The following is a 20,427-nucleotide window of genomic DNA, read 5'->3' as shown; positions in this document are numbered from 1 at the left end:
CGGAGCGGGCCCGGCCTCAGGAGGGGACCCGGGCTACCGCGAAGACCGACTGGCCGAACGGGGGGAGGACGCGCTGTTCCGCCGCCTTGGTGGCGGGGAGCACGAGGGTGTCGTAGACCTTGACCATCGGGCCCTCCTTCGGCATCAGCCGGAAGACCTTGGTCGCCATGAAGTAGCCGATCAGGCCGAGCGCGTTCGCGTAGTGGATCTTCTCCACCGTCAGGCCGGCGGCGGTCATCGCGGCGGCCAGGGTCTTCTTCGTGTAGCGCCGCACGTGGCCGGTGGCGATGTCCGCCGGGCTCATCGCGAACTGGAAGGCGGGCACGATGATGATGACGTTGCCGCCCGGCCGGACCAGGTCGCGCATGCTGCGCAGCGCGCCCACGTGGTCCTCGATGTGCTCCAGCACGTTGTACGACACGGCGGCGCTGTAGTCGCCCCGGTCGGGGTGCGGCAGCAGCATCTGCCGGACCTCGATGTGGGGCTGGTCGGCCAGCCGCTCCTTCAGCAGGACGAGCCGGTCCGGGTCGGCCTCGGTGGCGGTGAAGCGCGGCAGGTGCTCCGCCCACTCCAGCGCGTAGTCGCCGAGCCCGCTGCCGATCTCGATCGGGTTGTCACCGAGGTACGGCAGGGCCAGCTCGACGAACCAGCGACGGTGGTTGACCGCCGTCGCGAGACCCTCCAGGACCTCGGACTGCACGCGCTGATCCCCAGTGATTTCTGCCATGCGTCGATTCCTCACGATATGAACTCGACCCGCGCCTGGACCGACAGAGTGAATCATCCGCACTGGCAACAGAAAAATCGGGGCACCCGTGGTGGCCGAAATGCGGTCGGGGGTGGGCACGTGATCGGCGGTCGGCGAACCCGGCACATGGTACGCCAGTACCCCGAAACATGTCACCTTGGCGTCATAGCCTGACTACTCTACGAATCGTCATGACTACTCCTGAATCGGGCCTCCCCGCTGGCGAGTCAGGGCCCGGGGCGTCGGTGGACGGGCCCGACCGGGGCGTACGGCCCTGGAAGGGGTGGTGGACGGACGCCGCCGCGGTGGCGAGTTTCGTCGCGCTGGGCTTCTGGGTGACCGCGCGGCTCTGGCTGCGCCCGTCGCACGGCATCCGGGACAACCGCACCGACCAGTCGCAGTTCGAGTGGATGATGGCGCACGGCGCGCGCGTGATGACCGATTTTGTTGATCCATTCACCTCGGACCGGATGAACGTGCCGGAGACCGTCAATCTGATGGCAAATACGTCCGTATTATCCGTATCTCTGCCAATGACGCCCGTCACACTCCTGCTCGGCACCCGCGCGTCGTTTCTGCTCTTTCTCACCCTGGGCATGATCGCCACGGCGACGGCCTGGTACTTCCTGCTGTCCCGGGTGGTCGTCGGCGCCCGCGGGCCGGCCTGGCTCGGCGCCGCGTTCTGCGCGTACGCCCCGGCGATGATCTCGCACGCCAACGCGCACCCCAACATCGTCTCGCAGTACGTGGTGCCCCTGATCGTCTGGCGCACCTTGCGACTCGCCGAGCCGGGGCGCTGGCTGCGCAACGGGCTGCTGCTCGCGGCGGTCATCGTGTGGCAGGCCTTCCTCAACCTCGAGGTGCTGCTGATGACCGCCATCGGACTGGGCGTGGTGGTCGGGGCGCTCGCCCTCGGCCGGCCCGAGCTGCGCCGGCGGGTCCGGCCGTTCCTCGCGGGCCTGGCGGTGGCCGCCGTCGTGGCGCTGGTGGTGCTCGCGTACCCGCTCCACGTCCAGTTCTTCGGCCCGGGGGCGTACAACGGGCTGTCCTGGCTGATCCGGGGCTACTCGACGGACCTCGCGTCGTTCGTGGCGTACTCGCGGGAGTCCCTGGCCGGTGACGCCCGCAGCGCGCAGGGGCTGGCGAAGAACCCCACCGAGGAGAACGCCTTCTTCGGCTGGCCGCTGGTGGTGCTCGTCGTCGCCCTGGTCTGGTGGCTGCGCCGGCACGTCGTGGTACGCGGCCTCGCCGTCCTCGCGCTCTTCTTCGGCCTGCTCTCCCTCGGGCGGGAGGTGCAGCTCAACGGCAGGGGGACCGGGATACCCGGCCCGTGGGCGGCGCTGGAGAACCTGCCCGTCCTGCACTCGGTGGTGCCGACCCGGTGGGCGCTGGCGATCACCCCGATCGTCGGGGTGCTGCTCGCCTACGGGGCGGACCACGCGCGCGCCCTGGCCGCCCGGCACCCGCGGGCACGCCCGCAGATCCGCTTCGCCACCGCCACGGTGCTGGTCATGGCCCTGCTGCCGATCCTGCCGACCCCGCTGCCCACCACCCGGCTCGACCCCGTGCCCGCCTTCGTCACCTCGGGCGCCTGGCGGCCGTACGCGGACGGCGGGCGGAGCATCGTGACCCTCCCGCTGCCCGACACCCACTACGCCGATCCGCTGCGCTGGTCGGCGCGGACCGGGCTGGACATGCCCATCGCCCGCGGCTACTTCCTCGGCCCGGACACCCGCCCCGGTCGGGACCGGATCGCCCTGTTCTCCGCGCCGCCCCGCCCCACCAGCGAGTTCTTCGCCGAGATCCGGCGGACCGGCGCGGTGCCACCGATCACCCCGCAGGCGCGGGTCGACGCGGTCGGGGACCTGCGGTACTGGCGGGCGGGCGCGGTCGTCCTCGGGCCGCACCGGCAGGCCGACGCGCTGCGCCGGGGCATGACCGAGCTGACCGGCGTCCGCCCCACGTACACCGGTGGGGTCTGGCTCTGGGACGTCCGCCCGCTCACCGACTGACGCCGGGCGGCCCGGAGGCGGCCGTCAGGACTGGCGGACGCAGCAGCCCTGGCAGATCTTGGGCTTGGGGAGGGTGAAGGCGAGGCAGCAGGTGCGCCGCTGCACGGTCGGCTCGCCGTTGGGGCCCGGGACCAGCTCCACCAGGTCGGCGAGGTCGAGCGCGCCGAGCAGCGTCTCGATCGTCTCGACCGATGAGCCGGGCAGGCCGTCGGCGGCCCGGAGGACGCCGTGGGCGATGCCCGAGGCCACCGACCCGAGCAGGGTGCGCGCGCCGATCCGGACCTCGGCCTGGATCGCGGCGACCATCGGGGCCAGGTGGGCGTCGAGCAGCGAGGCCCGGAGCACCTGGAGCAGTTCCGCCTCGTCCGCGACGACCCGCACCTCGGGCAGCCCGGCGAGCGCCAGCGGGTCGCTCGGCAGCACCGCGACCGTGGTCGAGCGGCGCAGGCCCATGGTGAGCAGCGGTCGGTGGTCCTCGAAGTGGATCAGCACGTCGGCCGGGTCGAGCAGCGGCACCCGTCGGGCCGAGGCCCAGCCGAGCGCCACGGGCAGCGCCGTCCAGTAGCTGTACGACTTCCAGGCCAGCGCGGCGCAGGCGTGCGGGGTGCCGCCCCAGCGCGAGCTGGCCGAGCGCAGGAACTCCGGCAGGAGGGTGCCGTCGACCAGGGTGGTCGCCGGGCGCCAGCCGAACTCGTCGTGCACCAGCAGGCCGGGCGCGAGACCGGGCACGTCGTCGGTGCCGAACATCGCGCGCATGGCGGCGGTGACCGGGGCCAGCGGCGCGGCGGCGGTGTCGCGCTTCGGCATCACCGCTGTCACTGGACTCACCCACCCCGTCGTCGCCGTCGGCGGGCAATCCGCCCGTCGCTGAGCTAAGGCTAGCCTAACCACATCCCGCGAGATAAGGGAAGGCTCGCCTGCGTCGGATCCGGAGGGGCCGGTCACTCCGCCCGTGCGGCCGTACTACCCGGTCATCGGGGCGGAAAACGTCGCCCCAGTATCGACAGCCATCGCTATCTGTCAAGGCTCGTGTCGGCAAGGTGCCAGTTCCGTGTGCGCGTCGCCACAGAACGTGAAACTGATACTCCCGGCCACGAGGAAGCTGATGACCTCACCGCTCGATCGGGCTGCCGACTCCTTCGCCGCCGAGATCGCCCGGCACCGCACGGGGCGGGGGCTGTCCAAGAAGCAGCTCGCCACCCTGATGGGCTTCGACCCGTCGTATGTCAGCCACGTCGAGGGGCGCCGGCACCGCCCCACCGAGGACTTCGCGCGCCGCGCCGAGGCCGTACTGGAGGCCGGCGGCGCGATCTGGCAGCGCTTCAAGGAGTACGACGAGCTGCGGCACGCCCGGGCCGAGCGGGCACACCGGGACCCACCCGTCCCTGGGCAGTGGATGCCGCCCGGCACCGGACTGATCGTCGAGCGGGAACTCGCCACCCTCACCCACCTCGGCGACGCCTACCGCTGCGTCATCCGGCGCGAGCTGTACAACGCCGGCACCGAGCCGGTCACCCGCTACCTGGTGCGGATCGCCGTCGACCGCTACCCCAACGACCCGGGGCGCTCCAACCTGCACCACCGCGAACACCCGCTGACCTTCGCCGAGCTGCGGCTGCGGGCGTACCGGGAGGACGGGGACGAGCGGGAGGCGATGCACTGGCGGGCCAAGCACGACCGCGACGCCTTCAAGGAGCTGTGGCTGCTCTTCGAGAACGCCGACCGGCGCTTCCCCCTCTACCCGGGGGACCGGACCACCATCGAGTACGCGTACTGCGTCGGGCACGACAAGTGGGGCCCCTGGTTCCAGCGGGCGGTCCGGCTGCCCACCCGGCAGATGGCCGTACGCCTGGACCTCCCGGCCGCGGTCGACCCGCAGGTGTGGGGCGCGGAGACCTCGCTCTCGGCGGAGGAGGGCCCGCTGCGCACGCCTGTGACCAGGCGCGAGGACGCCGACCGGGTGATCTTCGACTGGGCGACCGAGGACCCGCCGCTCAACGCGCGGTACCGGTTGCAGTGGCGGTTCCGCGGCCGGCCCGACGCCGAGCCCGAGGAAGCCGGGCGGATCCGGCCCAGCGACCGGATGCGCGGCATCGGCATCGTGCAGCGCGGCGCCGACCTGCTCCGCCAACCGGCCCGGCCGTTCGACCTGCCCCGCGAGGAACGGGAGGCCCGGGACGTCGCCGACCGCCTCGCGGCGACCCTGGTCCGCCTCGACGAGCTGCACCCGTTCCGCAAGGGGGTGGGCATCGCCGCCCCGCAGCTCGGCCTCGGCCGGGCGGTGGCGGTGGTCCGGCCCCCCGACCGGTCGGCCGACCCCGTCGTGCTGCTCAACCCCCGCGTCGTCGACGCCTCTCCCGACAGCGACGAGCAGTACGAGGGGTGCCTCTCCTTCTTCGACCACCGTGGCCTCGTGCCCAGGCCGCTCCGGCTCGACGTGGAGCACGCCCAGTACGACGGCAGCCGGATCATCACCTCGTTCGAGTTCGGCATGGCCCGGCTCGTCGCCCACGAGATCGACCACCTGGAGGGGCGGCTCTACGTCGACCGGATGGCGCCGGGGGTGCCGCTGGTGCCGGTCGAGGAGTACCGCGAGACCGGCCGGCCCTGGCGCTACTGACCTGCGCACATCCGCCCCGGCGGCACGACCACGTCCGCCCGGGTGGGAAGGACGGCCGGGCGGACGTGATCGTGCGGGGCGGTGCCGGTCCGCCCGATTGGGGGACCGGGGCGCGTGCCCCAGGGGGCAGGAGCACGCGCCCCGGTATGGGGGGAGGAACGCTTCTAGAGGTTGCCGAAGGTGTCGTAGCGGGTGTTCTCCGGCGGGACGCCGTCCTCGGCGAGCACCCGGAGGGCGGCCCGGACCATGCGGGCGGAACCGGAGACGTAACAGTCGTGCGCCGTCCACGGGCCGTACCGGCTGACCACGTCGGGGATGTCACCCAGCTCGCCGTCGAAGTCGGGATCCTCGCTGCACGCCGGAGTGACCGACAGCCACGGGTGCGCGGCCACCAACTCCTGGAGCCCGGCCAGGCCGTACAGGTCCGCCGCCGTACGGGCGCCGTAGAAGACGTGCACCCAGCGGGTCCGGTTGTAGCCGGCCAACTCCTCCACCAGCGCCTTGATCGGAGCCAGGCCGACGCCGCCCGCCACGCAGAGGATGTCCCGCTCCGAGGAGCGGTCCAGCGTCATCGACCCCATCGGCGCCGCCACCCGGAGCAGGTCGCCGGGCTTGACCCGGCGGACCAGCGCCCCGGACACCCAGCCGGCGCCCTCCGGCGTACGAACGTGGAACTCCAGCAGGTTGTCGTCGTTCGGGGCGTTCGCCACCGAGTAGGTGCGCCACACCCGGGGAAGGTGGCGGGGCACCTCCACGCTGACGTACTGGCCGGCCCGCCACGGCAGCGGATGCTGCAACGCCCGACAGGTCAGCACCGCCGTGTCCCTGCCGTACCGCTCGTGGGTCAGCACCTCCGCGTGCCAGAACGGCGGGTTGTCGTCGGCCGCCGCCCCGGCCAGCATCTTCTCCGTGATCGCCGCGTACGCGTCCCGCCACGCCTGGTCGTACTCCAGGTTCCAGCCGTCGCCGGCGATGCTGCGCAGCGCGTCCAGCAGCGCGACGCCCATGGTCTCGTAGTGCGCCGCCTCGACGTGGTACTTGCGGTGGTCCCGGCCCAGCGAGCGCAGGTACTCGTCGAAGCTCTCCGGGTCGCCGACCGTCTGGGCGGCGGTGACGATCGCCTCCAGGATCCGGTCGCCCTGCCCGGTCATCTCCACCGGGAAGAGCTTGCGCAGCTCGGGGTCGAGCAGGAAGAGCCGGGCGTAGAAGTGACCGCTCAGCCGCTCCCGGTGCTCCTCGACCAGGGTCCAGCTCTCCTTCAGCAGCCTTGCGAAGTCGTCCACGGGGCGCGCTCCTTCTCCTGACGGCGGATCGGGCATCCATAGAATGTCCACGGAGCGTGCCGACCGGTCGCACAGAATGTGCGACCGGCTCGTGAGGCTCGTTCGGGCGGTGCCGCCGGCCGGTGACGTCGGCCCTCGGCGTCGGGCAGAGTGGTGCGGTGACCGTTGAGCTGCAACGCCCGGCGACCCGCCGGATGCTCGGCACCGAGACGCTGCTCGTGCTCGGCCTCTCGCTCGGCCAGTCCGCCGTCTACGCGACGGTGTCGATCGTGGCGAAGCTGACCGCCGACGGGCCGCTGTCGAAGCAGACCGCCGCGCTCAACACGTCGGTGTCACCCCGGCCGTGGCTGGACCTGACGTACCAGCTGCTCGGGATCGTCTTCGCGCTGCTGCCGGTGCTGCTCGCCGTACACCTGCTGGCGCGGGACCCCGGCGATCCGGCGCGGACGCTCGGCCTGGACGCCCGGCGGCCCGGTCAGGACCTGGCCCGCGGCGCCGGCCTGGCCGCGCTGATCGGCCTGCCCGGCCTGGCGCTGTTCTGGGCGGCGGCCCAGCTCGGCGTCAACGCCACCCTGGTGCCGGCCGCGCTGCCCGACCTCTGGTGGACGGTGCCGGTGCTGATCCTCGCCGCCGTGCAGAACTCGGTGCTGGAGGAGGTGATCGTCGTCGGCTACCTGACGACCCGGCTGCGCCAGCTCCAGTGGCGGGTCGGCGCGATCGTGGCGACGAGCGCCCTGCTGCGCGGCTCGTACCACCTCTACCAGGGCTTCGGCGCCTTCCTCGGCAACGTGGTGATGGGCGTCGTGTTCAGCCTCTTCTACCTGCGCACCCGCCGGGTCATGCCGCTGGTCGTCGCGCACACGCTGCTCGACATCGTCGCCTTCCTCGGCTACGCCCTGCTGCCGAAGGAATGGTTCGACTGGCTCTGACGCCCACCAGCCCCTTCTCCCTCCGCGGCCTCGTCCCCGCCGTTGCCCCCGTCGGCTGCCGCCGTCGGGTGCCGCCCCGGCAGATCTTGGTCGGAAAGCGCCCCTCCGGGGGCCATTTCTCACCAAGATCTACCAGCGGCCCGCGTCCTTCCCCGCCGCGTTCCGCTCGGCCGAGCGCCGGCCGCCGGCGATCAGCGGGGCGTGGGCCGCCGGTAGGCGGTGACCGCGCGGGCGGCGAGCCGCTCGGCCGCCGCCGCGTCCCCGGCCGCGGCCACGAGGACCGCCGCGCCGGGCAGCACCCGGGACGCCACCCGCAGCGCCAGCCAGCCGCCCGCCTGGGCGGCCAACGGCGCCGCCAGCCGCCACGCCGCCTCGGCCGCCCGGGGCCAGCCCGCCTCGTCGGGCTCCTCCGCCGACCGGGCCGCCGCCAGCGCCGCCTGCGCGCTCTCCGCGTCCGGGTGCACGCGGGTCAGCACCAGCAACTCCACCGCCCGGTCCGGATGCGCCGGGTCCCGGCCGTACGCCGCCGCCAGGTGCAGCACCAGGTTGGCCTGCGCCCACAGCACGGCCGCCAGCTCGGCCACCGGCGCGAAGAGCCCCGCCAGCGCGGCGGTCGCCCCGCCCACCCCGGCCTGCCGGACGAACCGCCGGGTCGCGAGCCGCGCCAAGCCGTCCGCTCCCGCATCGGGGTACGCGTCGCGCAGCCGCTGCGCCCAGTCGCGGGCACGCGGCCCGAACGCCTCGACGGCGGCCAGGGCCAGCAACTCCGGCGCGAACGCGGGATGCTCCAGCACCCGCGCGGCGGCCAGCCGAAGGACCGTTTCCGGCGTACGCCCCGGCGGGGTCCCCGCCGCCCCGTCGCCGGCATGCCGCTCGACCACCTGCGGGGGCGCGGCGGTCGGGGCCTCGACGGGGGCCTGGACTGGAGCCTCGGCAGCGACCGTCGCCGGGGTGAGCGTCGCCGGGACGGCCTTCTTCGCGGGCGTCGCCTTCCGGGCAGGCTCGGCCCTCGCGGCCGGTGTGGCCTTCTTCGCGGGTGTCGCCCTCTTCGCGGGCGCGGCCTTCCGGGCGGCTGTGGTCTTCCGAGCGGGTGCGCCCTTCGTTGCCACCGGGGGCGCCGCGCCTTCCGCCGTTCCCGGCTCTGTGGCTTCCGCCGCCGTCGTGGCCGGCTCTGCGGCCTCCTTCGCCGCCGTCTCCGGTACTGCGGCCTCCTTCGCCGCCGTTCCCGGCTCTGCGGCCTCCGCCAGCGTCGTCGCGTCGACCTGGTCTGCCGCCTCCTTTGCTGTGGGCGGTCGCGTTGGCGCGGCCTTCTTCGCGACCGCCCTCTTCCCGGGCGCCTTGCGGGCGGGGGCGGCGTTACCGCCAGAGGTCTGCGTGCCGGAGCCGGGCGGGCCCGCAGCGGTGGCGGACCCCGGCTGATCGCCGGCAGCGGTGGGCACGCCGTCGCCGGTGTGTGCGACGTCACTCCTGCCGGTCTCGTCCGCCTGGCCGAGCCGCTCCCGTAGTGCCTTTTCGGCAGCGCGGCCGGCTTGGCCGGGCTGCTTCCGTGGCGCCTGTTCCGCCGTGTGGTCGGCCTGGTCGGGCTGCTTTTGCGGTGTCTGTTCGGCCGTGCGGTCGGCCTGGCGGGGCAGCGGCGGATCGGCCGAGGGCGGTTGGAAGAGCACCGCAGGGGCCGGCTTCGCCCGCCTGGGGCGCTTCCCGGAATCCTCCGGCCCGGCCGGCTCCGGCGGCGCGGGGGGCGGACTGAAGGTCGCCTTCGGGGAGCGTCGGCGCGCTCCCTCAGCAGGCTCTCGGCGGGTCGGCTCGCGCGGCGGCTGCTCCTGCATATCGATGGAGCGTAGTCCTGATCACGCCCGTGCACAGCAGGGAAAGCCGAGGCCGGGGCGAGTCCGGGCCTGGTTCGGGACAGCCCGTTGCGTGAGCGGAGGGGCGTACCGGGGAAGTCGCTTTGCTCCTGATGGGTGAGGCCCTGTATCCTCGGGCGCGGTGGTCTGCAGGGCCACCAGGGAGACTTCGCCTAGTCTGGTCTATGGCGCCGCACTGCTAATGCGGTTGGGGTCTTAAAGCCCCTCCCGGGTTCGAATCCCGGAGTCTCCGCGCGAAAGCCGGGTGTGTAGACTGGCCAAGCACCGAGCGCCCGTAGCTCAACGGATAGAGCATCTGACTACGGATCAGAAGGTTAGGGGTTCGAGTCCCTTCGGGCGCACTTCACGATCAAGGCCGTGACCAGCGGAAACGCCGGTCACGGCCTTGATCGATTCTGCGGGTTGGGGCGGAGCGTCCCAGGAGTTGGATCTGGTGCTCCCTTGTCGCCGCGCTGTCCGGCGGGGGTCTCGTGCCGATCGGTGTTGGCCAGTGCGTTTGCCTGTCGGCTGGCCTGGATCATGGTCGGGGCGCCGGTGCCTCAGGGGGAACCGATATCCACTGTGGCCCAGCGTTGTGGATCCTGTGTGCCGAGGTGGAGGCCCCGGATGTCAGTCGCGGTCGACCTGGGCTGGCGCAGGGGGGCGAGCGGGGGTCGGAAAGACAGGGCCAGTTCAGAGCGTCGGGGACAGGTGCAGGAGACGGTTGGGCGAGCCGGCCCCCGGGTTGATCACGACCGGGCTGGCGACGCTGAACAGGTAGCTGGCCACCTGGGCCGGTGTCCAGGTCGGGTTGTTGCTGAGCACCCGAGCGGCGACGCCGGCGACGAGCGGTGCGGCGTGTGAGGTGCCGCTGATCGTCTGGGTCGCGGTGGTCGAGTTCCACCAGGCCGACGTGATGCGATCGCCGGGAGCGAAGATGTCCAGGCAGGGACCGAAGTTCGACCAGCTTGCCCGGTTGTCGTTCGTCAACGTCGCGCCCACGGTCAGCGCGGCCGGCACCGACGCGGGTGAGACGGTGCAGGCGCTCACGTTCGAATTGCCGGCCGGAACCGTTACCGTGATGCCGTCGGCGACCGCGTTCGTCACTGCGGTGTTGAGCGCGACGGTGGGGCTGGTCAGCACGCCGATGTTCGCCACAGCCGGCTGCCCGGCGAGGTGGTTGGCGATCATCCAGTTGATCCCGTTGATCAACATTGACAGCGTGCTCGGCAGGGCGCAGTCGAACACCTTGACCGCGACCGGCACAACGTTCTTGGCCGCCCCGTAGGTCGTCCCGCCGACGGTGCCGGCGACGTGGGTGCCGTGCCCGCTGCAGTCGTTGGCCGGGAGCGTGCCGTCGACGGCGTCGTAGCCGTACACCGCCTGGCCGCCGAAGTCGGCATGGCCGATCTGGATCCCGCTGTCCACGATGTACGCCCGGACGCCGGTCCCGACACTGGTGAAGTTGTAGGTGCCACTGAGTCCCAGCGGTGCGTCGATCCGGTCGAGGTTCCACGGCGCGTTCGTCTGGGTGGTGGCCAAGCTGGTCAGGCGGTCCTGCTCCACGACCGCTACCGCCGGGTCGGCGGCCAGCCGGCGGGCCACCAGCTCGGAGGTCCGCACGGAGAAGCCGTTCAGCGCGTCGCGCCAGACCTGGTCCGGGCGGAAGCCGTACCGGTCGGCGAGGCGGGACACGCCAGCCTGCCGATCGCCGACCGTGCCGCCGCTGTCCTTGAGGGTGACCACATAGCTGCCGGGCACGGCGGTGGCGTTGCCGGTGCCGAGGATCTCGCCGGTCGTCGTCCCGGACGGCGCCTCGGTGGCGGGTGCCGCAGTGGCCGGTCCGGCAGCCACGGTCAGGAGCAGGACCGTGGTGGCGAGCGTGGCCATGGCGGCCGTTCCGGCTCGACGCTCGCGGGCGAAGATCGTGTCGCGGTGGAGCCTCATCTCCCAGCCTCCCTTTGTTCCGGCCATTCCGGCGGGCGTACGACGCGCCGATTGAATGGTCCGAATGGTTTGCTGGATCGTACAGTCGATTTACGGCCGCATTCCATCGTGGAATCCATGAATCCAATTTATGGAAGTCTTTTTCGGCGGGGAGTGAGAAGAGTCCTGGCTCGATGTATCAGGGCTGCTTCCGGGGCCTCGGCTGCTGCTGCCTGCGAGGCCGCAGGCGGCCTCGTCCTGGGCGCGGCCACGCCAGAAGCGACGCGCGAGGACTGACGGCTGCACAGCCATCCGTACAGCCAAGCGGCCGACATACGTGGGTGATGGGCGACGGCCACCGACGAGCCGAGCAGGTCAGGGGTTAGGGGTTCGAGTTCCTTCGGGCGCCCAGGCTCACGAGGGGCCGAGCTGCGGAAACGCGGCTCGGGCCCCTTCCCTGTCCCGGCGGCGACCTCAGAACGCGGTACGTCCGCGTAACCCCCGATTCCGCTGCCAGCCGTTGACATCGAAGCATTTCGTTGACACAGTCCGGGCCGATGGATGGTCCCGGGGGAGGCTGCGGTGTCGTTCCGATCCGTGCCCGCCGAGTGCGCCCTCGCGACGGCCTCAGCGGAGATCGCCCGGCTCGGCCTCACGGCGCGGGCGGCGGTCCTCGGCCCGGCCGCGTCGCCGATCATGCTCGTCACGCTGTTCCGGGACGGAGCACAGGTCGCCATCGGTGTGGGAAAGGGAGCTGGTCCCCAGGGCGAGGCGAGCGCGTACTTCGAGGCCCTGGAGCGCTATCTCATGTCGGCCCGGGACAACCGCCGATGGACCGCGGACGCCACCAGGCTGGTGCCGGCGAGCGTCGTGGCCGGGCAGTCCGCCCTGGAGCCCGACCTGGTCGTGCAGCGGTGGGCGGCGGAGTTTCCGGACTCCGTCGCGGCGTGTGCCTCCTACGGCGGGGTCCGTTATCCCACGTTCCTCACCGATCCGCGCTACTACCGGTGGCCGGTGGCGGGTGACGACGTCCGGCCGTACCGCAGTCTGCTGCGGTACTCGTCCAGCCTGGGCACCGCCGCAGGCGTCGACCTGGCAGAGGCCGTCTACCACGGCCTCTGCGAGCTGATCGAACACGACGGGCTCGGTCAGGCGCTTCTGCGCTGGTACGTCGCCGGAGTCCCGGACGTCGACCTCGTACCCGTCGGCGAACTGCCGGACGGATTGCGTTCGCTGCACGCGGATGCCGTACGGGCGGCCGGCGCACCCGTACACCTGCTCGACATCACGACGGACCTGGACGTGCCGGTGTACGTGGCGGTCAGCCCGGCGGCCAGCGGCGGGCCGACCCGGCTCGGGGCCGGCGCGTCGCTCTGGGCCTCCGACGCCGCGTCGCGTGCCCTCGGCGAGCTGATCCAGGTCTGTGCGCTCTCCGCATCCACCGCCGACTCGCCCGCGGTCCAGCGTCTGGCGGCCTGGCCGGCACTGCAACGGTGTGCCCTGATGCCACTCGACGAGCTGCTCTCCGGCCCCGTGCGGGCGGCGCCGCTACGCGCGGACATGGCCGGCGACGGCAGCCCGGGTTGGGGGCTGGAGCACGTCGGGCGGGCTCTGGCCCGACACGGCATCGGCTACCACGTGTGCGAGGTCGCGCCAGTCGGCTCACCGATCGCGGTGGCCACCACGATCGCCCCAGGGCTGGAGCGCTTCAGCCTGGTGCGGCACGGGGTGCCCGTCATCCCGACCGGGCGGGGGTGGCACCTGTGGCCGTCGCCGGATAGGGCGACGGTCACCCGACCAGATCCAGTTCGAACGAGATGAGGGACAACATGTCTGCTGGCGGCTCCTGCTTCCGCACCGGTGACGAGGACGGTGAGCTGATGGCTCGTCATTCTTCCCCGGGCGGCGGCACTCTGTGCTTCCACCCCGCCGACGAGAACGGTGAGCTGATGGCTCGTCAGTCTCCCTCGGGCGGCACCCTGTGCTTCCACCCCGCTGACAAGGGCGACGAGCCGGTGGCCCGTAACGTCTGGCCCGGCGGTGGTGGCGGCGCCGCGTGCTTCCACCCGGGCGACGGGGACGGTGCGCCGACGGCTCGCCTCGCCGACGATCTGGCGGCGGACCTGCACCTCGCGCTGACCGGCATCGACGATCGGCAACTCGCCCTGCTGGGCTGACGCAGGCCGTGACACAGCGCACCGAGGCAGCCGGCGTCGAAGGACGCCGGCTGTTCCACCGTGACTTCTCCTTCTGGTACGTCGCCCGATCGATCTCGGTCGCCGGGACCGCTGCCAGCGCCGTCGCCCTGCCGCTGCTGGTCTACCGTACGAGCGCCTCCCCGACGCTGACGGCGGCGGTGGTCGGACTCGAAGCCCTGCCGTACCTGTTGTTCGGGCTCTTCGCCGGCGCCGCCGCGGACCGCCTGCCGCGCAAGCGCATGATGATCACCGCCGACGTGTGCTGCGCTCTCCTGCTCGCCACCGTGCCGGTCGCCGCGCTGTTCGATGCGCTGCCCTCCTGGTACCTGCTCATCGTGGCGTTCGGCGTGGGCTGCGCCTTCTGCTGGTTCGACGCGGCAGCCTGGGGCACCTTCGTACGCATCGTCGGCAAGCCAGCGCTCACCCGGGCGAACAGCCTCATCTGGTCCACCGAGATCGTGCTGGAGATCGCCGCACCCGCCGCCGCCGGACTCCTGGCCGCGATCGCCGACCCCACCCTGGTGCTGGCCGTCGACGCCGCCACCTATCTGGTGTCCGCCGCGCTGCTCGCCCAGATCCGGACCGGGTTGGATTCGGGGCCGACGGTGGCCCGCAGGCTGAGGGCCGAGATCGCCGAAGGAGTGCAACACCTCTGGCGAACGCCGGTCCTGCGTACGCTGACCGCCGCGGGCTTCGGCCTCAACGTCGCCGCCGGCGGCGTGCTGGGTCTGCTCGTCGTCCACGCCGACCAGGCTCTCGGCCTGCGCCCGGAGGACCAGCGCCTCGGCCTGCTCTACGCCGCCGCCGCGGTCGGCTCGCTGATCGCCGCCGTCCTTCTGCCCCGAGCCAGCCGGTGGGCCGGCCAGGGAACGGTGTCCATCGTGGGGCTCGTCATCTTCGTCGCGGCCCTCATCGGCCTGGCCGGCACCTCGGCGTTCACCCTGGCGCTGGCCGGATGGGCGATCTGGGCCGTGGCGCGCCTGACCGTGAACGCGAACGGCATCACCGTGCGCCAACTGCTCACCCCCGATGCGTTGCAGGGCCGCGTCAACACCACCGGGCGCATGCTGGCCTGGGGCGGCACTCCGTTCGGCGCCCTGATCGGCGGGCTGGCCGGGGACACCTACGGGGTCCGGGTCGCGTACCTGATGCTGGCTGTGCCCGTCGTGCTCAGCCTCGCCCTGGTCGTCGCCTCACCGGTGCGTGGCCTGCGCATCGCGGTCGACTAGCCCGGTACCCCGCGCGTCCACCGGTCACCGCGTGGCCAACCTCGTCAGGACGCCCACGAGCGTGACCAGGGCGATGACCTGCGTGATGGCCACCGCAGTCGTCAGACTTGCCGGCGAGAATTCGTACAGGAACCCGGCTGCGGCACCGCCGGCCAGCGCCCCCGCGCCCTGCACTGCGGCGAACACCCCGTACGCGGTCGCTCTGCGTTCCCGTGGCACGAGATCGGCGACCAGCGCCTTGACGGTGGAGTCCTGCACACCCACGGCGGCACCCCACAGCAGGACCCCGGCCGCTGCCAGCGGCAGCCCACCGCCGAACAGCAGGGCGGGCACGGCGGCGATCAGCGCCGGGAGCGCGATCAGCACCCGTGGGCCGATCCGGTCGTAGAGAGCGCCGGTGAGGAGGGCGGCAATCGCGCCGGCGGCCATCGCCGCCGCGTACATCAGCGGCACCGTCGCGGTCGCGACGACGCCCGCGCGGACGAGGTGGAAGCCGATCAGCCCGAAGGCCACCAGGCCGGCTGTGCACAGCGCCATCGCCGCCGCGAACCAGTGGAACATCGCCGGCAACGGCGTCCGCCGTACCGCCCGGGTGGCGGGCGGATCGGATGACGCCGAGGGGGTGCCGTCGGCCGGTGCGTTGCTCGCGGCCGGCACGTCGGTACGCGCCCGAACGGCGAGCAGCAACAGCATCGCGACGATGCCTGGCAGGGCAAGGACGGCCAGGGCCGGCCAGAGGGTCCCCGCGGCCATCGCGACGACCGCGGCGACGAGCAGCGGGCCGGCGAAAGCGCCGACCTGGTCGAGTGCCTTGTGGACGCCCAGCCCTCGACCCAACCCGACGCGGCTGGCGGCGTCGGCCAACAGCGCCGACTTGGCCGGACTGCGGACCGCCTTGCCCAACCGTTCGGCGAGGATCAACACGGCGGCGACGGCCAGGCCAGCGCCGCCCAACAGCGGCGTGAAGGCGAGCAGCGGTACGCAGACCGCGGTCAGGCCGTACCCGAAAAGGGTCAACGACCAGTACCGGCGGGTCCGGTCCGCAAGCGGCCCGGACACCAGCCGCAGCAGCAGTGCCGCCGCCTCACCGGCGCCGGTGACCAGCCCGACGACGACAGCGGACGCGCCCAGTGAGGCCAGCAGCGGCCCGTACACCGAGCGGGCACCTTCGTACACCATGTCGGCGGCCAGGCTCACCACGCCGAACCCGACGACGACCCGCCACGCCGACCCGTCGCCTGCGGCCACACCTGTCCGGGACCGCAGTGGGCTGCGGATCAGCGTCCGCTTGCCTGCGGCGCCACCAGCGACATCCACTCCAGCCGCGTCATCCCCACGATCCACGTCCGAACGCACGTCGGCATTATCCGCAGCGGCTGGCGGCAGGAAGCAGGGCAGGTCTCGGGTGGCCGCCCCGGAGCCTCTCGTCGTAGGCCGGTCGTTGGCCGGTGCGGCCCTGTGCGCGTACGCCCGACGGGCGGTGACGGCCGTCGCGGCCGATACTTGGTCGATGACCAACCCTGATCTCGACCCGGAGCTGTATCCACCGCTCGATCCTCGGGAGCCCGTGCCCGACGACGCGGCGCAACTACTTCCCGATACGCCCGACGAGCTGCCGGAAGCACCCGCCGAACCGCTTCCGGACGACGGTGACCAGTCCGGCGGGGTCCGCGAACCGGCCTGATCGGCCGCGCGGGCCGGAGGCCACCGGGACGCGGGAGAAGTGCCCGTCCACCGCTTCGGCCTGATGCCGCTCCGAACGACGGACGCGGATCGGCGACGGTGACGGTGGCGAGCCGCGTACGGCACTACATCCAGATGTACTCCTCAGCGATGGCCCCGCCCCGCCACTTTGCCACCGTCACCATCCGGCTGCCGTCTTCGAACTCGCCCACCACGCAGGTCCACTCCCCCGATCCGAAACCGATGGGGTGCGACTTGATCTGCGGTGGCTCGCCACCGTTCTGCTGGGTGAACGCCACCATCGCGTCGATGTGCTCCTGGACGCCCCGGGTCTGCGGTTGTCCTTTCATGTCCACCAGCACGTCGTCAGTGTGATGGTGGGCGAAAACGCCGTTCCAGTCCGCCGAATTCCAACCCTTGAAGTCGAGATCGTCCATTCCCTTCAGGTTGCGGGTGACTTGGTCGTCGGTCATGACACGACCCCCCTCCAGCGAGTGGCGATAACGTCTTCAGGCGAGGCTACAGCGATCCACGGAAAGCGTCGTCGGATCGCCAATTCGCCGCGTCACGTGCGAGGGCCGTGGGAGGATGGCGGCGCGATGCGCTGCGGGCGCAGCTTCTTTCTGAATCACCGACCATTTGTTGAGGAAGCTTCATGGCGCACATCTCGATCATCGGTGCCGGCAACATGGGACAGGCCATCACCGCCGCTCTCACCAGGGACGACAACGTGGTCGATCTGCTCGGCAAGGAGGATGCCGACAAGCCGGTCGACGGCGACATCGTCGTGCTCGCGGTGCCCTACCCAGCCGTGGATCAGGTGCTGGCCCAGCGCCCCGGCCAATTCGACAACAAGATCGTTGTCGACATCACCAACCCGCTGAACTTCGAAACCTTCGACTCCCTGACCGTCCCTGCCGACTCCTCGGCGGCCGAGGAGATCGCCGCCAAGCTGCCGAACTCCCGGCTGCTCAAGGCATTCAACACCACGTTCGCCGGCACCCTCGCCGAGGGAACCGTCGGCCCGCTGACCACCACGGTTCTGATCGCCGGTGACGACGCAGACGCCAAGGCGACCCTCGCTGGCGTGGTCACCGCCAGTGGCCTGAAGGCGATCGACGCCGGCTCGCTCAAGCGCGCTCGGGAGATGGAGGCTCTCGGCTTCCTGCAGATAGGCCTGGCGTCGAATGAGAAGGTCTCCTGGTCCGGCGGATTCGGTATCGTCGACTGACCCACAATTTCACCGACGCCAATTGTTTGTCTGTCCTTCGCGGACATTTGGCTGCTCGGTGTCTGCTCGTCCGACGAGCGTTCCCTACCCCGTCGCGTCCGCCGAGGCGTCCCTGGCCGCGCTGCGTTTCGACACCGCGATCCTCGGCTGTTGCGGCCTGACCGCCGACGGGCTGACCGCCTACGACCTCGCCGACGCCGCCATGAAACGGGCGATCATCGCCTCGGCCCATCGCGTCATCGTGGTCGCCGACCCCCGCCAAGTTCGCACGTACGGCCCTGGCGTTCGTGGCGCCCGTATCCGCGATCAGCATGGTCGTCACCACCGACGACGTGGCCGAGGACGACGCGAACGCACTCGTTGCCGCCGGCACGATCGCCCACCGGGCGTGACGTCATGCCCGACGTCATCCTGTTCGATCTGTTCGGCGTCATCGCCTGCCACCGCCGCCGAACGCCTCGGCATGCACACGCACCAGTTCACCGAGCCTGCCGCGACGGCCCAGGCGATCAGCCGGGCGCAACCAGGGTGGCCGAGGTCCGACGCCAGGCTCTAGCAGGCCAGACGATGCCGGGCTGGTGCGCGGTTCGATCCACGTTCTTGATGTAGGGGCCGCCAGCGTCCGGCGTTGCCGTATGCAACAAACCTGCACGTCTCCGCACTTGCCTCGCGGGCAAGCGCTTTCCTAGCCTGTGTTTCATCGATGTTTCGATCCCTGACCGGGCTGAGGGTACGGACACGAAGCCGCATGCGGTGTCGGGCTGTGCAGGTAGTGCCCCGCACCGTGCTCACTCCTGAGGAGTCCAACAGTGCGAACCACAGTGCGACACAAGCTTCTTGCCGGCGGCACCGCCCTGACTGCCGCAGCCGCGCTCGCCGCGGCGCTGCCGATGACCCAGGCGTCGGGTGCGACTGGCGGCCCCAGTCCCGCATCGGTCGGCGCCAACGCGACCAACCTCAGCCTCGGAGCCGGCTCCGACGGCTCCAGCAAGGCCAGCGGCACCAGCTACGGCAACGTGCTCGACGGCAGCATGAGCACCTACTGGTCACCTGCCGGCTCGACCGGCCGCGTCTCGATCAAGTGGGGCACCGCCACCACGGTGGCCTCGATCAACATCCGGGAGGCGGCCGGCGCCGTCGGGGTCATCGGCTCCTGGCGGGTCGTCAACAACGACACCGGCGCCACCCTGGCCAGCGGCAACGGGGCCGGGGTCATCAACTTCGCCGCCACGTCGCTGCGCAAGATCAATTTTGAGATCACCGGCGCGACCGGTACGCCGAGGATCGCCGAGTTCGAGACGTACGCCTCGGGCGGGACCACCCCGCCGCCGACGACTCCGCCGCCGACCACGCCGCCGCCCACCACACCCCCGCCGACCACCCCGCCGCCGACCACCCCGCCGCCGTCGAGCGGCACGCTGTACGTGGCACCGACCGGCACCGACAGCGCGTCCGGCACGGAGGCGAACCCGACGACGCTCACCTCCGCGATCACCCGGATCGCCGCCGGCGGCACGATCTACCTGCGCGGCGGCACCTACCGCTACTCGCAGACCATCACCATCGGCCAGGGCAACAACGGCACGTCGAGCGCGCGCAAGAACATCTTCGCCTACCCGGGCGAGACCCCGATCCTGAACTTCTCGGCCCAGAGTGAGGACCCGGCGAACCGTGGCCTCGCGTTGGGCGGATCGTACTGGCACATCCGCGGCATCGTCGTCGAGCGGGCCGGAGACAACGGCATCCTGCTCGCCGGAAACAACAACATCATCGAGCGTACGGTGACCCGCCACAACCGGGACTCGGGGCTCCAGCTCTCGCGGCTGGTGGCCAACGCGCCCCGCGACCAGTGGCCGTCCAACAACCTCGTGGTCAGCACCGTGTCGCACGACAACGTCGACTCCGACGGTGAGGACGCCGACGGTTTCGCCCCGAAGCTCACCGTCGGCCCCGGCAACGTCTTCCGCTACACCGTGGCCCACAACAACATCGACGACGGCTACGACCTCTACACGAAGAGCGACACCGGGGCCATCGGCGCGGTGACCATCGAGTCCTCTCTCGCCTACAACAACGGCACCCTGAGCAACGGTGGCCAGGCCGGGGCCGGCGACCGCAACGGCTACAAGCTCGGTGGCGAGGACATCGGGGTGAACCACATCGTCCGGGGCAACATCGCCTACGACAACGGCAAGCACGGTTTCACCTACAACCGCAATCTGGGCAGCATGCAGGTGTCGAACAACGCCAGCATCGGCAACACCGAGCGCAACTTCACCTTCGACGGCGGCTCCTCGGTGTTCCGGAACAACACCTCGTGCGACAGCGGCTCGAACGACAAGATCGTCGGCAACTCCGACAGCTCGAACCAGTTCTGGTCCGGCAGCAACGGATCCCGGTGCGCCCAGTACTCCGGCGCCCTGGGCTGGTCCTTCGCGTCCGACGGTCGCCTCGTGGTGACCTTCGGCGGCAGGGTCGTCACGCCGTAACGAACGGTACGACGCCGGCGTCACCGCAGCGGTGACGCCGGCGTTCCGTCCGGTGCGGTCCGGCCGTGGCCGGGCTCGACCGGGGGAGTGTGTCGTGCGGGTGGTCCCCGCCAGGAACCCGTCGGCGCGACCGACGACACCGTGCCGGTAGGTAGGCATCGATATGTTTACATGCCTCCATCAATTCGTGTATGAAGGCTGCAAGCACGTCTGGGTGCTGGTTCCTCGGGAGGAG

17 protein-coding genes, 2 tRNA genes and 1 pseudogene are annotated in these 20,427 nt (G+C 71.5%); 13 read left to right on the top strand and 7 right to left on the bottom strand.

All coding sequences use genetic code 11. The features are described from left to right. Positions 1-16 precede the first annotated feature (16 nt). Complete coding sequence (locus OG989_RS06190; RefSeq protein WP_327029957.1) at positions 17-727, bottom strand: class I SAM-dependent methyltransferase; 711 nt, start codon at positions 725-727, stop codon at positions 17-19. A gap of 212 nt (positions 728-939) precedes the next feature. Between OG989_RS06190 and OG989_RS06185 the strand changes: the two genes are divergently transcribed. Beyond that, positions 940-2,760 carry a hypothetical protein gene (locus tag OG989_RS06185; protein WP_327029956.1) on the top strand — a complete coding sequence of 607 codons (1,821 nt, stop codon included), beginning with the start codon at positions 940-942 and terminating at the stop codon, positions 2,758-2,760. 24 nt (positions 2,761-2,784) lie between these two features. On the opposite strand, the gene OG989_RS06180 is transcribed toward OG989_RS06185, so the two are convergent. Beyond that, positions 2,785-3,567, bottom strand: a complete 783-nt coding sequence (locus tag OG989_RS06180) for an IucA/IucC family C-terminal-domain containing protein (protein WP_327031121.1) — start codon at positions 3,565-3,567, stop codon at positions 2,785-2,787. A gap of 295 nt (positions 3,568-3,862) precedes the next feature. Here OG989_RS06180 and OG989_RS06175 point away from each other — a divergent pair, with 295 nt between their 5' ends. Then, the gene (locus OG989_RS06175) at positions 3,863-5,380 is read left to right on the top strand and encodes a peptide deformylase (protein ID WP_327031120.1); all 1,518 of its coding nucleotides are present in this window, start codon (positions 3,863-3,865) and stop codon (positions 5,378-5,380) included. Between the two features lie 164 nt (positions 5,381-5,544). Here OG989_RS06175 and OG989_RS06170 read toward each other — a convergent pair whose 3' ends face one another. After that, positions 5,545-6,663 carry a globin domain-containing protein gene (locus OG989_RS06170; RefSeq protein ID WP_327029955.1) on the bottom strand — a complete coding sequence of 373 codons (1,119 nt, stop codon included), beginning with the start codon at positions 6,661-6,663 and terminating at the stop codon, positions 5,545-5,547. A 158-nt stretch (positions 6,664-6,821) separates the two neighbouring features. Between OG989_RS06170 and OG989_RS06165 the strand changes: the two genes are divergently transcribed. Further along, a complete protein-coding gene (locus OG989_RS06165) occupies positions 6,822-7,592 on the top strand; it encodes a CPBP family intramembrane glutamic endopeptidase (protein WP_327029954.1) in 771 nt (256 codons plus the stop codon). Between the two features lie 191 nt (positions 7,593-7,783). Here the strand turns inward: OG989_RS06165 and OG989_RS06160 are convergent, their stop codons facing one another. Then, positions 7,784-8,473, bottom strand: a complete 690-nt coding sequence (locus tag OG989_RS06160; protein ID WP_327029953.1) for a hypothetical protein — start codon at positions 8,471-8,473, stop codon at positions 7,784-7,786. A gap of 70 nt (positions 8,474-8,543) precedes the next feature. On the opposite strand from OG989_RS06160, the gene OG989_RS06155 reads away from it, so the two are divergent. The 3 genes from OG989_RS06155 (at position 8,544) to OG989_RS06145 (ending at position 9,798) form a co-directional block, all read left to right on the top strand. Continuing rightward, the gene (locus OG989_RS06155; protein WP_327029952.1) at positions 8,544-9,011 is read left to right on the top strand and encodes a hypothetical protein; all 468 of its coding nucleotides are present in this window, start codon (positions 8,544-8,546) and stop codon (positions 9,009-9,011) included. 587 nt (positions 9,012-9,598) lie between these two features. After that, positions 9,599-9,689: transfer RNA gene (locus OG989_RS06150), tRNA-Ser, on the top strand. A gap of 36 nt (positions 9,690-9,725) precedes the next feature. Beyond that, a tRNA-Arg gene (locus OG989_RS06145) sits at positions 9,726-9,798 on the top strand. 331 nt (positions 9,799-10,129) lie between these two features. Here the strand turns inward: OG989_RS06145 and OG989_RS06140 are convergent. Further along, complete coding sequence (locus OG989_RS06140) at positions 10,130-11,383, bottom strand: S8 family peptidase (protein WP_327029951.1); 1,254 nt, start codon at positions 11,381-11,383, stop codon at positions 10,130-10,132. A 561-nt stretch (positions 11,384-11,944) separates the two neighbouring features. Between OG989_RS06140 and OG989_RS06135 the strand changes: the two genes are divergently transcribed. The 3 genes from OG989_RS06135 to OG989_RS06125 are packed head-to-tail and all read left to right on the top strand — an operon-like array spanning position 11,945 to position 14,789. Further along, entirely contained in the window at positions 11,945-13,183 is a 1,239-nt protein-coding gene (locus OG989_RS06135) for a YcaO-like family protein (protein ID WP_327029950.1), read from the top strand. 59 nt (positions 13,184-13,242) lie between these two features. Further along, a complete protein-coding gene (locus OG989_RS06130) occupies positions 13,243-13,539 on the top strand; it encodes a hypothetical protein (protein WP_327029949.1) in 297 nt (98 codons plus the stop codon). 8 nt (positions 13,540-13,547) lie between these two features. After that, positions 13,548-14,789, top strand: coding sequence for an MFS transporter (locus OG989_RS06125; RefSeq protein WP_327029948.1), 1,242 nt, complete (start codon positions 13,548-13,550; stop codon positions 14,787-14,789). Between the two features lie 24 nt (positions 14,790-14,813). Here OG989_RS06125 and OG989_RS06120 read toward each other — a convergent pair whose 3' ends face one another. Continuing rightward, positions 14,814-15,968 (bottom strand): MFS transporter, encoded by a 1,155-nt coding sequence (locus OG989_RS06120; RefSeq protein ID WP_442791942.1) that lies wholly within the window; start codon positions 15,966-15,968, stop codon positions 14,814-14,816. Between the two features lie 331 nt (positions 15,969-16,299). On the opposite strand from OG989_RS06120, the gene OG989_RS06115 reads away from it, so the two are divergent. Then, positions 16,300-16,473, top strand: coding sequence for a hypothetical protein (locus OG989_RS06115; RefSeq protein ID WP_192581334.1), 174 nt, complete (start codon positions 16,300-16,302; stop codon positions 16,471-16,473). Positions 16,474-16,597: 124 nt separating this feature from the next. Here the strand turns inward: OG989_RS06115 and OG989_RS06110 are convergent, their stop codons facing one another. Further along, positions 16,598-16,945: a hypothetical protein gene (locus tag OG989_RS06110; RefSeq protein ID WP_327029947.1), complete on the bottom strand. Its 348-nt coding sequence runs from the start codon at positions 16,943-16,945 to the stop codon at positions 16,598-16,600. 182 nt (positions 16,946-17,127) lie between these two features. On the opposite strand from OG989_RS06110, the gene OG989_RS06105 reads away from it, so the two are divergent. From OG989_RS06105 to OG989_RS06095, 3 genes and pseudogenes are all read left to right on the top strand, one after another. Further along, a complete protein-coding gene (locus OG989_RS06105) occupies positions 17,128-17,703 on the top strand; it encodes an NADPH-dependent F420 reductase (protein ID WP_327029946.1) in 576 nt (191 codons plus the stop codon). A 67-nt stretch (positions 17,704-17,770) separates the two neighbouring features. Then, positions 17,771-18,095, top strand: a pseudogene (locus OG989_RS06100) (decarboxylase); the annotation flags it as partial. 417 nt (positions 18,096-18,512) lie between these two features. Continuing rightward, positions 18,513-20,192, top strand: a complete 1,680-nt coding sequence (locus OG989_RS06095; protein WP_327029945.1) for a cellulose-binding protein — start codon at positions 18,513-18,515, stop codon at positions 20,190-20,192. The last annotated feature ends 235 nt before the right edge of the window (positions 20,193-20,427 follow it).

Origin of the sequence: Micromonospora sp. NBC_01740 (genome assembly GCF_035920365.1) — a bacterium.
GTDB lineage: Bacteria > Actinomycetota > Actinomycetes > Mycobacteriales > Micromonosporaceae > Micromonospora > Micromonospora reichwaldensis.
This window is presented reverse-complemented; position numbering and strand designations above follow the sequence as displayed.